Raw genomic sequence first — 12,382 nt, 5'->3', positions numbered from 1 at the left:
CATGGGAGGATTTCGAATGCGTCAATGTTCCTGTAGTTTCGCGCCAGGGGCAAACGGATATTCCTGCCGCTATCGATGAGCTTTATGAATGAATTACCGCCACCTCACCCCTTCGATGTCGCTCCTGCTGGCCTTCGAGGCCGCCGCGCGGCATGAAAGCTATACCCGCGCCGCCGCCGAACTGTCGCTGACCCAGAGCGCGGTGAGCCGCCAGGTGCAGGCACTGGAGCAACAACTGGGGCTGACACTGTTCCGTCGCGAGGGCCGCCAGGTGCAATTGACCGACGTCGGGCGCCTCTACCAGCGCGAACTCAGCGAGGCCCTCGGCCGCATCCGCAGCGCCACCCTGCAGGCACTGGCCTATCAGTCCGGCGTCGGCACCCTGCGCCTGGCGACGCTGCCGACCTTCGGCTCGAAATGGCTGCTGCCGCGCCTGCATGCCTTCTACAGCGCCCACCCCGGCATGCTGGTGCACATTCATTCACGTATCGAAGCCATCAACTTCGACACCAGCGAGATCGACGCGGCCATCGGCGTTGCCAGCCATGACTTGCCCGGGCTGATCTGCCATCGCCTGCATGCCGAGGAACTGGTGGTGATCCTGCCGCCGCAAGCCATGGCGGACGACCAATGGAACCCGCAAAGGATCAGCGAGGAAGTACTGCTCAACGTCGCCAACAACCCCCATGCCTGGGGCGAGTGGTTTTCCCACCATGCCCTGCCCCACCGCGCCATGCGCCTGGGGCCAAGCTTCGAGCTGACCTCGCACCTGATCCAGGCCGTGCGCGCCGGGATCGGCATCGGCCTGGTGCCGCGCATACTGGTGGCGGACGAACTGGCCAGTGGCGAGCTGTTCAGCCCGGGTGAGCCCTTCGCCAGCCAGCGCAGCTACTACCTGATCTATCCGCCCAGGAACGAGGCACTGCCATCGCTGCGAGCGTTTCGTGGCTGGTTGCTCGAACAGATCTGAGGCCGGCACAGGCAACAAAAAACCCGATGCCGGTTACTCGGCATCGGGTTTTTTGTTGGTGCGCCTCAGCGCTTACTTGGCGATGCTGCCAGCAGCGCCATTGGCCTGGGAGCCACGCTTGCTCTTCAGCTGGTAGGCCACATACATCACCACCAGCCACACCGGCATCGCGTACACAGACACCTGGATACCCGGAATCTGCAGCATGATGCCCAGGATCAGCACCACGAACGCCAGCACCAGGTAGTTGCCGTACGGGTACCACAGCGCTTTGAACAGCGGCTTCTGGCCGGTGCGGTCGAGATGCTGGCGGAACTTCAGGTGCGAGTAGCTGATCATCGCCCAGTTGATCACCAAGGTCGCCACCACCAGCGACATCAGCAGCTCCAGGGCATTCTGCGGCATCAGGTAGTTGAGCAGCACCGCAATCAGGGTCACGGCTGCCGAGACCAGGATCGAACGTACCGGCACGCCACGGCGGTCAACCTTGGCCAGCGCCGCTGGCGCATCACCTTGCTCAGCCATGCCCAGCAGCATGCGGGCGTTGCAGTAGGTGCCGCTGTTGTACACCGACAGCGCCGCGGTCAGGACCACGAAGTTCAGCAGGTGGGCCGCCACGTCGCTGCCCAGCAACGAGAACACCTGGACGAACGGGCTGCTGCCATAGCTGCCGCCGGAGGCGTCGATGCTCGCCACCAGGTTGTCCCATGGGGTCAGCGACAGCAGCACCACCAGGGCGCCGACATAGAAGATCAGGATGCGATAGATGACCTGGTTGATCGCCTTGGGGATCACGGTCTTCGGCTTGTCGGCCTCGGCGGCGGTGAAGCCGAGCATCTCCAGGCCACCAAAGGAGAACATGATGAACGCCAGCGCCATCACCAGCCCGCTGACACCGTGCGGGAAGAAACCACCATGGGCCCACAGGTTGGTCACCGAGGCTTCAGGACCGCCGCTGCCGCTGGTCAGCAGGTAGGCACCCAGGCCGATCATGCTGACGATGGCCACCACCTTGATGATGGCGAACCAGAACTCGGCTTCGCCGAAGAACTTCACGTTCATCAGGTTGATCGCGTTGATCAGCAGGAAGAACGCCGCCGCGGTTACCCAGGTCGGAATCTCCGGCCACCAGTAGTGGACGTACTTGCCCACCGCCGACAGTTCCGACATGCCCACCAGGATATACAGCACCCAGCAGTTCCAGCCCGACAGGAAGCCGGCGAAACCGCCCCAGTACTTGTGCGCGAAATGGCTGAAGGAGCCGGCCACCGGCTCTTCGACGATCATCTCGCCGAGCTGGCGCATGATCATGAAGGCGATGAAGCCGCAGATCGCATAGCCGAGGATCATCGACGGACCGGCGGACTTCATCACGCCGGCCGAGCCCAGGAACAACCCGGTGCCGATGGCGCCGCCCAGGGCGATCAATTGGATATGGCGGTTCTTCAAGCCACGCTTGAGTTCGCCGGACTGTGAGTTATGTCCACTCATGAACGAAGTCACCTGCTTGTTTTTATCTGTGACGGAATCGGACCCACCGCACTCGTGGCGCAGCGGAATGGGCAAGGTGGTTACCTTGGATACTTGTGACGGGAAGTCGCTCGTGGCCTTGCTGGCCAGGGGCGGATCAACCGGGTGTCAGCAAGCGTGCGCGGTACGCAAGGGAGTCACAGGTAAAACGCGGCGCATTGTATACCCCTGCAAACGCGCAGGCGTCAACGCGTTGCATCGTTTCCTGTGGAAAAAACGCAGCGGTCCTGGGGTGAAGGCCTGAAAAGGCGGAGTGATCGGCGTGCATGGCGCCTCCATTTTGTTGTTTTAAGTGCCTGGCGATCCTGCCTGGCTCTGCACACGGCAATGGCGCTATCTCAGCGCTTGGGCGGGGGTTTGGGAAGGGGGTGGAGGGGGCTGGGGAGGCTCTGGCGTGCAGGCTTTGGAAAGATTTTGTGACGAAGAACAGAAAAGCACAGGTAAGCCGGGGAAAACGCCCAGAATCGTATAGTTTTCTTTACAAGGCGGTTTGAAAATTTGCCACCGGTCGGGAAATCTTCTGTCCGTTCAGGTACTTGGGGCCGCTTTGCGCCCCATCGCGGGGCAAGCCCGCTCCCACGATGCGCACACTATTCGTGGGAGCGGGCTTGCCCCGCGATGGGCCATTTACCGCAGGCACAAAAAAGCCAGCCCGAAGGCTGGCTCTCTCGCTACCGGACCGAATCAGCCACGCGGCTTGCCGCGACCACGGCCTGCCGGCTTGTCACCTTCAGGGCGAGACGGACGCTTGCGCATCTCGCTCGGACGCTCGGCCACCGTGCTGCCGCGGTTGCCCTTGCGCGGCGCTGCGTCTTCACGCGGCGCACGTGCCGGACGCTCGGCTTGGCCTTCGGCGGCCGGGCGCAGGGTACGCACGCGCTCGCCACGCCCCAGCGGACGGGTCGACTTGCGCTGCAGGCGCTCGAGCTTGTCCTTGGCCTTGAGTTTCATTTCCGGCAGTGCCACCGGCTGCAGGCCGACTTCCGCGGCGAGAATGTCGATCTCGCCCTGGCTCATTTCGCGCCAGCGGCCCATCGGCAGGTCGGAGTTGAGGAACACCGGGCCGAAACGCACGCGCTTCAGGCGGCTGACCACCACGCCCTGGGATTCCCACAGGCGACGCACCTCACGGTTGCGACCTTCCATCACCACGCAGTGGTACCAGTGGTTGAAGCCTTCGCCACCTGGCGCCTTCTGGATATCGGTGAACTTGGCCGGGCCATCTTCGAGCACCACGCCGGCCTTGAGCCGGTCGACCATGTCGTCGTCGACTTCGCCGCGCACACGCACTGCGTACTCGCGGTCCATCTCATAGGACGGGTGCATCAGGCGGTTGGCCAACTCACCGTCGGTGGTGAACAGCAGCAGGCCGGTGGTGTTGATGTCCAGGCGACCGATGTTGATCCAGCGGCCCTCTTTCGGCCGCGGCAGGCGGTCGAACACGGTCGGGCGGCCTTCCGGGTCGTCACGGGTGCAGATCTCGCCGTCGGGCTTGTTGTACATGATCACGCGGCGGGTCGCCTCGGCGGCCTCGACGCGCTTGATCAGCTTGCCGTCGACGGTGATGGCGTCGTGCAGGTCGACGCGCAGGCCGAGGGTGGCCTCGACGCCGTTGACCTTGATGCGGCCCTGGCCGATCCAGGCCTCGACGTCACGGCGAGAACCGACGCCGATACGCGCAAGTACTTTCTGCAGCTTTTCGCCGGACGGCGGGGTAGGTTGTTGGTCTTGCAGGTCTTTGTCACTCATCTGGGCACCTCCCGGTGTAGTAGTGAAAGCGGGCGCGCATCATACGCGGTTCAGCAAGGGAACGCACTGCAGGGTAGAAGGTTTTTGCCGATCGCCCAGCAGATTCCGCCCAAAGGCGCAAGCTGGCGTCCACAGAGTCGGGCTGTCAGACCTTTGGTTCGTCCTCGGGCTCGATGGAAGCCTCATCGCGCAAATCATCGAAATCGATCTTGAGCCCTTCTTCCATCGCATCCAGCTCCACCAGCAGCGAGCGGAAGCTGGTCTCCTCCTTCGGCTCGATTTCCTCGCCCTCCTCGCCCAGGCTGGCATCGGCCAGGGCTTGCAGGTGAGCGGGCACCGGCGCCTCGTCCGGATCGACCTCGGGCTCCACCTCCAGCTCCAGCTCGCGCAGCTCGGCCAACGCCGGCAGCTCATCGAGGCTCTTGAGATTGAAATGATCGAGGAATGCCTTGGTGGTGGCGAACATCGCCGGTCGCCCGGGCACCTCGCGGTAGCCGACGATGCGGATCCACTCGCGCTCCATGAGCGTCTTGATGATGTTGCTGTTGACCGCCACGCCCCGCACGTCCTCGATCTCGCCACGGGTGATGGGCTGGCGATAAGCGATCAGCGCCATGGTTTCCAGCAGCGCGCGGGAATAGCGCTGCGGACGCTCCTCCCAGAGGCGGCCGACCCAGGGTGCGTAGTCCTCGCGGATCTGCAGGCGGTAGCCGGTGGCCACTTCCTTGAGTTCGAAGGCGCGGCCAGTGCAGGACTTGCCCAGCACCTCCAGGGCCTTCTTGAAAACGGCGGGGGCCGGGCGCTCGGCCTCCTCGAACAGCTCGTACAGGCGCTCGAGGGATTGCGGCTTGCCCGAGGCAAGCAGGAAGGCCTCGATCAGCGACGCCAGTTCACGGGGTTCGTTCAGGTTCATCGGTAGTTGTCAGGTCATTCTGCCGGGGCACGGACATGGATCGGGGCGAAGGGCTCATTCTGCACCAGTTCGATCAAGGATTCCTTCACCAGCTCGAGAATCGCCATGAAGGTCACCACCACGCCAAGCTTCCCCTCCTCGCGGGTGAACAGCTCGACGAAGGGCACGAAGGCGCCGCCCTTGAGGCGCTCGAGCACTTCGCTCATGCGTTCGCGGGTCGACAGCACCTCGCGGGTGATCTGGTGGCTCTCGAACAGGTCGTTGCGGCGCATGACCTCGGCCATGGACAACAGGATCTCTTCCAGCGCCACCTCCGGCAACAACTTGCGCACCTTGGCCTGCGGAGCCTCCAGGCGCGGCACGACGATTTCGCGCCCGACCCTGGGCAACTCGTCGATACCTTCGGCGGCGGCCTTGAATCGCTCGTACTCCTGCAGCCGGCGAATCAGTTCGGCGCGCGGATCGCCCTCCTCCTCCTCGACTTCGCCGGAGCGCGGCAGCAGCATGCGCGACTTGATCTCGGCGAGCATGGCGGCCATCACCAGGTACTCGGCCGCCAGCTCCAGGCGCACGCTCTTCATCAGCTCGACATAACTCATGTACTGGCGGGTGATCTCCGCCACGGGGATGTCGAGAATGTCCACGTTCTGCTTGCGGATCAGGTACAGCAACAGATCCAGCGGGCCTTCGAAGGCTTCGAGGAAGACTTCCAGGGCGTCCGGCGGGATGTACAGGTCGACCGGCATCTCGGTCAGGGCTTCGCCGTAGACCAGGGCCAGTTGCAGCTGGAACGGCGTCTGCGCCTCCGTGGCCGGCGCCTCGGGTGCTTGTACCTGGCTCACGCGTTGACCAGGAACGGCGTCGGATCCCCGCAGCCTTCGCGAATCAGCTCCGGCTCGTCGCCGGACAAGTCGATGATGGTAGAGGCCTTGAGGTCGCCGAAACCGCCGTCTATCACCAAGTCGACGTGATGCTCCAGTCGCTCGCGGATCTCGTAGGGATCGACCATCGGCTCGTCGTCGCCGGGCAGGATCAGGCTGACGCTCATCAAAGGCTCGCCAAGCTCTGCGAGCAAGGCCAAGGTTATTTCATGCCTGGGCACGCGCAGGCCGATGGTCCGGCGTTTCTCGTGCAGCAGCAGGCGCGGTACCTCGCGGGTGCCATTGAGGATGAAGGTATAGGGCCCGGGCACGTGGGCCTTGAGCAGGCGAAACGTACCCGTATCGACCTTGGCGTAAAGCCCCAACTGCGACATGTCGCAGCACATCAGGGTGAAGTTGTGGGTCTTGTCCAGACCACGCAACTTGCGCACCCGCTCGATCGCGGCCTTGTTGCCAATCTGGCATCCCAGCGCATAGGCCGAGTCGGTCGGGTAGACCACCACCCCACCCTTGCGGATGATCTCGACGGCCTGCTTGATCAGGCGCGGCTGCGGGTTCTCCGGATGAATCTGGAAAAATTGGCTCACGTAGTCGTCCTGTTCATACCGCCATAGGCTGTTCATGTCGGAATCGGCGCCACAGGGGTGGCAGGTCCTCAGGCAATGGCCGGTAGGCACCGATCTCGCCCCAGGTGCCAGGGCCGTGGAAGTCGCTGCCGGCGCTTGCCAGCAGGCCGAACTCACGGGTGAGGATCGACATCGTCCCCACCTGCTCGGGCGGCATCATCCCGTTGACCACTTCCAGTGCCTGCCCTCCAGCCTGAATATAGTCGGCAATCAGCCGTCTGCGCTTGCTGCGGGTCAGTTCATAGTGCATGGGATGGGCCAGGCTCACCCACGCATTCGACTCACGCAGCGTCGCAACAGTTTCCGCAAGCGTCGGCCAGTGCAGCTTGACGTCACCCAGCTTGCCGGCGCCCAGCCACTTGCGGAACGCCTCGCCGCGGTCCTTGACGAAACCGGCGCGGACCATGAACTCAGCGAAATGCGGGCGCGCCGGGGCGTTGCCGCTGTCGCCCAGTTCCTGCTGCACCGCCCGCGCGCCGTCCAGCGCGCCGGGCATGCCCTTGGCCGCCAGCTTGCGGTCGATTTCCTCGGCGCGCAGCCAACGACCACGGTGCAGGTTGGCGATGGCATCGAGCAACGGCGGTGCGTCGAGGGGGAAGTCGTAACCCAGCACATGAATGGTGGCGCCGCCCCAGGTGCACGACAGTTCCACGCCGCTGACCCACTGCATGCCGTTGTCCAGGCAGGCCTGGCGCGCCTCCGGCAGGCCCTCAAGGGTGTCATGGTCGGTGAGCGAGAGCGTGCGCACCCCGTGCTCATGGGCCCGGGCGACCAGTGCCGTGGGCGACAGGGCGCCGTCGGAGGCCGTGCTGTGACAGTGCAGATCAACATTCATGGAGGAGCGCTTTCGCAGGAATCGATGTTTGTTATTATGCCGTCACATCCCGCTTCTGGCTGCCACTGTGAAACAATTCATCGATTTCATCCCGCTGCTGCTGTTCTTCATCGTCTACAAGCTTGACCCGCGCCCGGTCGAATTCGCCGGCCACGGCTTCGAGTTCGGCGGGATCTACAGCGCCACCGCCATGCTGATCGTCAGCTCCGTGGTGGTCTACGGCGCGCTGTTCCTGCGCCACGGCAAGCTGGAGAAGGGGCAGTTGCTGACCCTGGTCGCCTGCCTGGTGTTCGGTGGCCTGACCCTGGCCTTCCACAGCGAGACCTTCCTAAAGTGGAAGGCGCCCGTGGTCAACTGGCTGTTCGCCCTGGCGTTCGCCGGCAGCCACTTCATCGGTGACCGGGTGCTGATCAAACGCATCATGGGCCATGCCCTGACACTTCCAGAAACAGTGTGGAACCGCCTGAACGTGGCGTGGATCGCCTTCTTCCTCGTATGCGGCGCCGCCAACCTGTTCGTCGCCTTCACCTTCCAGGACATCTGGGTCGACTTCAAGGTATTCGGCAGCCTGGGCATGACCGTGCTGTTCCTGGTGGCCCAGGGTGTCTACCTGTCGCGCCACCTGCACGATGCCGATCCCTCCACCTCCAAACCCAAGGACTGACATGCTCTACGCCATCATCGCCAGCGACGTCGAAAACTCCCTGGAAAACCGCCTGGCCGCCCGCCCCGCGCATATCGAACGCCTGCAGCAGCTCAAGGCCGAAGGCCGTGTGGTGCTCGCCGGCCCGCACCCGGCCATCGACAGCAACGACCCGGGCGCCGCCGGCTTCAGCGGCAGCCTGATCGTCGCCGAGTTCGAATCGCTGGCCGCCGCCCAGGCCTGGGCCGACGCCGATCCGTACATCGCCGCGGGCGTGTACGCCAAGGTCGTGGTCAAGCCGTTCAAGCAAGTCCTGCCGTAACAGGCTTTAACCGGGACGGGCTTCGCAGGGGCAAGCCCGCGCCCACGAAGCCGCTCCCAGCTACACCCCGCGCGGCACTATTCATAAAATCCGACGACTGGCCGACAACCTCCTGAATCGATACGAATCAGGAGTTCCAATGCGTCAAGGTCCGATGTCCCTGCTGCTTTGCCTGTTGCTGCTGTCCCCTTTCGCCGCGGCCGAACAGCCGCTGTCGCTGGAAGCCGGGGCGCGGATCACCGACTTGCAGCAGCGCCTGGAAGAGAGCGAGAAACAGCGCACGGCGCTGACCCAGCAACTGCAGAACCAGGACAGCGAGCGTGAAAGCGCCCAGCTCGCCCGCCTGCGCCAGGACAACCAGCGACTGAAGCTGACGATCAAGGAACTGCAGGCAGGCGCCAGCGCCCCGCAAAGCCCGCTGACCGACCAGCAGCAATGGTTCTTGATCGGCTCGGCCGTTGCACTGTTGTCCGCAGTCTGCGGTATCTTAGCCAGCGGCGGACACAGAAGACGCCGGCAATGGTTGAATTGAGTGAGAAATGAGCGAGCTGTTACTGATTGATGATGACCAGGAACTGTGCGAGCTGCTCGGCAGCTGGCTGACCCAGGAAGGGTTTGCGGTGCGCGCCTGCCACGATGGCCAGAGTGCGCGCCAGGCCTTGGCCACCCACGCCCCGGCGGCGGTGGTGCTGGATGTCATGCTGCCCGATGGCAGCGGCCTGGAACTGCTCAAACAGCTGCGCAGCGAACACACCGACCTGCCGGTGCTGATGCTTTCGGCCCGCGGCGAGCCGCTGGACCGCATCCTTGGCCTGGAGCTGGGCGCCGACGACTACCTGGCCAAGCCCTGCGACCCCCGCGAGCTCACCGCCCGCCTGCGCGCAGTGTTGCGCCGCAGCCACCCCAGCGCGCCCAGCAGCCAGGTGGAGATCGGCGACCTGATCTTCAGCCCGGTACGCGGCGTGGTCAGCATCGACCAGCGCGAGATGACCCTCACGCTGTCGGAAAGCCGCATCCTCGAAGCCTTGCTGCGCCAACCCGGCGAGCCGCTGGACAAGCAGGAACTGGCGCAGATCGGCCTGGGCCGCAAGCTCACGCTTTATGACCGCAGCCTGGACATGCATGTCAGCAACCTGCGCAAGAAGATCGGGCCGCACCCGGATGGCCGCCCGCGCATCGTCGCCCTGCGCAGCCGCGGCTATTACTACAGTCTGTAGGAAAACCGGGGCCGCTTCGCGGCCCTGCCATCTTTACCCAGCCTTTACCTTCGCCTGACCGCCCTTGACCTTGATCTCCCTAGACTGGGCTCATCCGGTAACCACCGGCCCCTGAAAGGAGAGACACCATGCGCAAGACCCTTATCGCCCTGATGTTCGCCGCCGCCCTGCCGACCGTGGCCATGGCCATGCCCGAAGGCGGCCCGCGCCACGATGGCCCGCATCATCGCGGTGACGCGCCTTTCGCCCAGCTGGACCTGAGCCGCGACCAGCGCCAGCAGATCGGCAAGCTGATGGGCGAGCAGATGAAGCAGCGCCGCGACATCAACGAACGCTACATAGCCAAGCTGCCGGCGGCCGAGCAGAAAGCCCTGAAGGACGAGCTCAAGGCCAGCCACGACAAGACCGAAGGCCAGATCCGCGCCTTGCTCAAGCCCGACCAGCAGAAGAAATTCGACGACCTGCAGAAGGAGCGCGCCGCGCGCAAGGCCGAGTGGCAGGAGTTCCAGGCCTGGAAGGCTGAAAAAACCGGCAAGGCCCAGTAAGCTGTCAGCCCGATGCCCGGCCCGCTTCCCAGCGGGCCGGGCTTTCGCCATTTCCTGGAGGTGCTTGTCTTGCGTTCACTGTTCTGGCGCATCCTGGCCAGCTTCTGGCTGGCCATCGCCCTGGTCGCCGGGCTGTCGATCCTGCTCGGGCACATGCTCAACCAGGACACCTGGATCCTCAGTCGCCACCCGGGTCTGAACAACCTGGCCAGCCACTGGGCCCAGCACTACGAACAGGAAGGCCTGGAGTCGTCGCAACGCTTCCTGGAACGGCGCAAGCAGCGCTACAAGATCGACGTGCAGGTGCTCGACGACAGCGGCGATGCCGTGGTCCCCGGCACCTTCCCGCGCCGCGCCGCCGCCTTCGAGGCACGCCAGCACAACGACGAACGTCGTCTGCCGTGGCGCCGCCTGACCGAGGAATACACCAGCCCCGGCAGCGGTGAGACCTACCTGCTGATCTACCGTATCCCCCACCCGGAGCTGGCCGCCTGGCACCGCGAAAGCCTGATCTGGCCGCTCAGCGCCTTGGGCATAGCCTTGGTGGTGCTGACCCTGTTCAGCCTGCTGGTAACCCTGTCGATTACCCGCCCGCTCAGCCGCCTGCGCGGCGCCGTGCACGACCTGGGACAGACCAGCTACCAGCAGAACAGCCTGGCGCGACTGGCCGTGCGCCGCGACGAGTTCGGCGTGCTGGCCAACGACTTCAACAAGATGGGCGCCCGCCTGCAGAGCCTGATCGGCAGCCAGCGCCAGCTGCTGCGCGATGTGTCCCACGAACTGCGCTCGCCACTGGCGCGGCTGCGCATCGCCCTGGCGCTGGCCGAGCGCGCCGAACCCGAACAGCGGCAGGCCTTGTGGCCGCGCCTGACCCGCGAATGCGATCGTCTGGAAGATCTGATCAGCGAAATCCTCGTGTTGGCCCGGGTCGATGCCGAGCAGGCGCATGCCGAGCCGGTGGACCTCAATGCCTTGCTGGGCGGCGTGCGCAAGGACGCCCAGCTGTCAGCGCCAGATCAGGAGGTACGCCTGGAGATGCAGCCGGGCCTGACCCTGCATGGCTGGCCGACGCTGATCGAACGGGCGGTGGACAACCTGCTGCGCAATGCGCTGCGCTTCAATCCGGCCGGACAGCCAATCGAGCTGCGCGCCAGCCGCGAACAGGAACGCATCGTGTTGAGCGTGCGCGACCACGGCCCGGGGGTGGCGGCGGAACATCTGGAGCAGTTGGGGGAGCCATTCTTCCGGGCACCGGGGCAAGAGGCGCCGGGACATGGGCTGGGGCTGGCGATTGCACGCAAGGCGGCGGAGCGCCATGGTGGCAGCCTGAAGTTTGCGAACCATCCGCAGGGTGGGTTCGTGGTTACGCTGGAGCTGCCGCGTGAGGTCAGCGCTGGCTGACAGATCCTGGGGCCGCAAAGCGGCCCCACTCAATCACTCGCCCCAGGCGCTGACGTACTCGGCAGTTTCCAGGATCGGCGCGGTGCGTGGCTCGGCCATTGGCGTGCCGACATACAGGTAACCGATCAGCTCTTCGTTCTCGGCAAGCCCCAGCCCCTTGTGCACATCGGCGTCGAAGGCCATGTCGCCGGTGCGCCATACCGCGCCGATACCCTGGGCATGGGCGGCGATCAGGATGCCATGGGCGGCGCAGCCGGCGGCCAGGCGCTGCTCGATCTTAGGCACCTTGAAGTGGTCCTGCAGCCGGGCGATCACCACGATCAGCAACGGCGCGCGCAGCGGCATCGCCCGGGCCTTGTCCAGCGCCGCCTGGGTGGCTTCACCCTTGGCTTGCACGGCTTCGGCGAACAGCTCGCCGAGCTTTTCCCGGCCCTGGCCTTCGATGGTCAGGAAACGCCAGGGTCGCAGTTGGCCATGATCTGGCGCACGCAATGCGGCCTGGAACAGCGCCTCGCGCTGGGCGGCATTGGGCGCCGGGTCAGTCAGGCGTGGCACGGAAACACGGTTGAGCAATGCGTCGAGAGCCTCCATGGGCTACCCTCCTGGCAGATTGAAAGTGCGGCCATTCTGCACCATCGAGGGGGATCGTGGGAGCGGGCTTGCCCCGCGATCCGGCCATCGCGGGGCAAGCCTGCTCCGTGGAGGCCACCAATCGGCGTTTACAAGACCCGGCCCACAGGTAGAATGGCG

General features: G+C 64.8%; 14 protein-coding genes. 7 read left to right on the top strand and 7 right to left on the bottom strand.

Annotated elements, in window-relative coordinates; genetic code table 11:
• The first annotated feature begins 88 nt into the window (after window positions 1-88).
• Window positions 89-970: a LysR substrate-binding domain-containing protein gene (locus DFS21_RS15835; RefSeq protein WP_102683102.1), complete on the top strand. Its 882-nt coding sequence runs from the start codon at window positions 89-91 to the stop codon at window positions 968-970.
• 72 nt (window positions 971-1,042) lie between these two features.
• On the opposite strand, the gene DFS21_RS15830 is transcribed toward DFS21_RS15835, so the two are convergent.
• From DFS21_RS15830 to DFS21_RS15805, 6 genes are all read right to left on the bottom strand, one after another.
• Window positions 1,043-2,461, bottom strand: coding sequence for an amino acid permease (locus DFS21_RS15830; RefSeq protein ID WP_023632492.1), 1,419 nt, complete (start codon window positions 2,459-2,461; stop codon window positions 1,043-1,045).
• Between the two features lie 723 nt (window positions 2,462-3,184).
• Window positions 3,185-4,249 (bottom strand): 23S rRNA pseudouridine(2605) synthase RluB, encoded by a 1,065-nt coding sequence (gene rluB, locus DFS21_RS15825; protein ID WP_038706581.1) that lies wholly within the window; start codon window positions 4,247-4,249, stop codon window positions 3,185-3,187.
• Between the two features lie 145 nt (window positions 4,250-4,394).
• The gene (scpB, locus tag DFS21_RS15820) at window positions 4,395-5,162 is read right to left on the bottom strand and encodes an SMC-Scp complex subunit ScpB (protein ID WP_110701013.1); all 768 of its coding nucleotides are present in this window, start codon (window positions 5,160-5,162) and stop codon (window positions 4,395-4,397) included.
• Between the two features lie 14 nt (window positions 5,163-5,176).
• Complete coding sequence (locus DFS21_RS15815; protein ID WP_178082032.1) at window positions 5,177-5,875, bottom strand: ScpA family protein; 699 nt, start codon at window positions 5,873-5,875, stop codon at window positions 5,177-5,179.
• A gap of 125 nt (window positions 5,876-6,000) precedes the next feature.
• Window positions 6,001-6,630 carry an L-threonylcarbamoyladenylate synthase gene (locus tag DFS21_RS15810; RefSeq protein ID WP_102684322.1) on the bottom strand — a complete coding sequence of 210 codons (630 nt, stop codon included), beginning with the start codon at window positions 6,628-6,630 and terminating at the stop codon, window positions 6,001-6,003.
• A 13-nt stretch (window positions 6,631-6,643) separates the two neighbouring features.
• Window positions 6,644-7,504, bottom strand: a complete 861-nt coding sequence (locus DFS21_RS15805; RefSeq protein WP_110701017.1) for a PHP domain-containing protein — start codon at window positions 7,502-7,504, stop codon at window positions 6,644-6,646.
• A 67-nt stretch (window positions 7,505-7,571) separates the two neighbouring features.
• Between DFS21_RS15805 and DFS21_RS15800 the strand changes: the two genes are divergently transcribed.
• The 6 genes from DFS21_RS15800 (at window position 7,572) to DFS21_RS15775 (ending at window position 11,632) form a co-directional block, all read left to right on the top strand.
• Window positions 7,572-8,168: a septation protein A gene (locus DFS21_RS15800; protein ID WP_023631974.1), complete on the top strand. Its 597-nt coding sequence runs from the start codon at window positions 7,572-7,574 to the stop codon at window positions 8,166-8,168.
• 1 nt (window position 8,169) lies between these two features.
• On the top strand, window positions 8,170-8,469 hold the full coding sequence (locus DFS21_RS15795) for a YciI family protein (protein WP_110701019.1): 300 nt from the start codon (window positions 8,170-8,172) through the stop codon (window positions 8,467-8,469).
• 139 nt (window positions 8,470-8,608) lie between these two features.
• Window positions 8,609-9,001 carry a translation initiation factor 2 gene (locus tag DFS21_RS15790; protein WP_102684315.1) on the top strand — a complete coding sequence of 131 codons (393 nt, stop codon included), beginning with the start codon at window positions 8,609-8,611 and terminating at the stop codon, window positions 8,999-9,001.
• 7 nt (window positions 9,002-9,008) lie between these two features.
• Window positions 9,009-9,686, top strand: coding sequence for a response regulator transcription factor (locus DFS21_RS15785; RefSeq protein WP_038706585.1), 678 nt, complete (start codon window positions 9,009-9,011; stop codon window positions 9,684-9,686).
• 128 nt (window positions 9,687-9,814) lie between these two features.
• Window positions 9,815-10,231 carry a Spy/CpxP family protein refolding chaperone gene (locus tag DFS21_RS15780; protein WP_023632412.1) on the top strand — a complete coding sequence of 139 codons (417 nt, stop codon included), beginning with the start codon at window positions 9,815-9,817 and terminating at the stop codon, window positions 10,229-10,231.
• Between the two features lie 12 nt (window positions 10,232-10,243).
• Window positions 10,244-11,632, top strand: coding sequence for a HAMP domain-containing sensor histidine kinase (locus DFS21_RS15775; RefSeq protein WP_110701023.1), 1,389 nt, complete (start codon window positions 10,244-10,246; stop codon window positions 11,630-11,632).
• Between the two features lie 33 nt (window positions 11,633-11,665).
• Here the strand turns inward: DFS21_RS15775 and DFS21_RS15770 are convergent, their stop codons facing one another.
• The gene (locus DFS21_RS15770; protein WP_111532643.1) at window positions 11,666-12,223 is read right to left on the bottom strand and encodes an NAD(P)H nitroreductase; all 558 of its coding nucleotides are present in this window, start codon (window positions 12,221-12,223) and stop codon (window positions 11,666-11,668) included.
• Between the last annotated feature and the right edge of the window lie 159 nt (window positions 12,224-12,382).

The sequence above is a fragment of the Pseudomonas sp. 2848 genome (assembly GCF_003253945.1).
Lineage (GTDB): Bacteria > Pseudomonadota > Gammaproteobacteria > Pseudomonadales > Pseudomonadaceae > Aquipseudomonas.
Note: the sequence above shows the minus strand (reverse complement) of the source record. Positions and strands in the feature narration are given on the sequence as shown.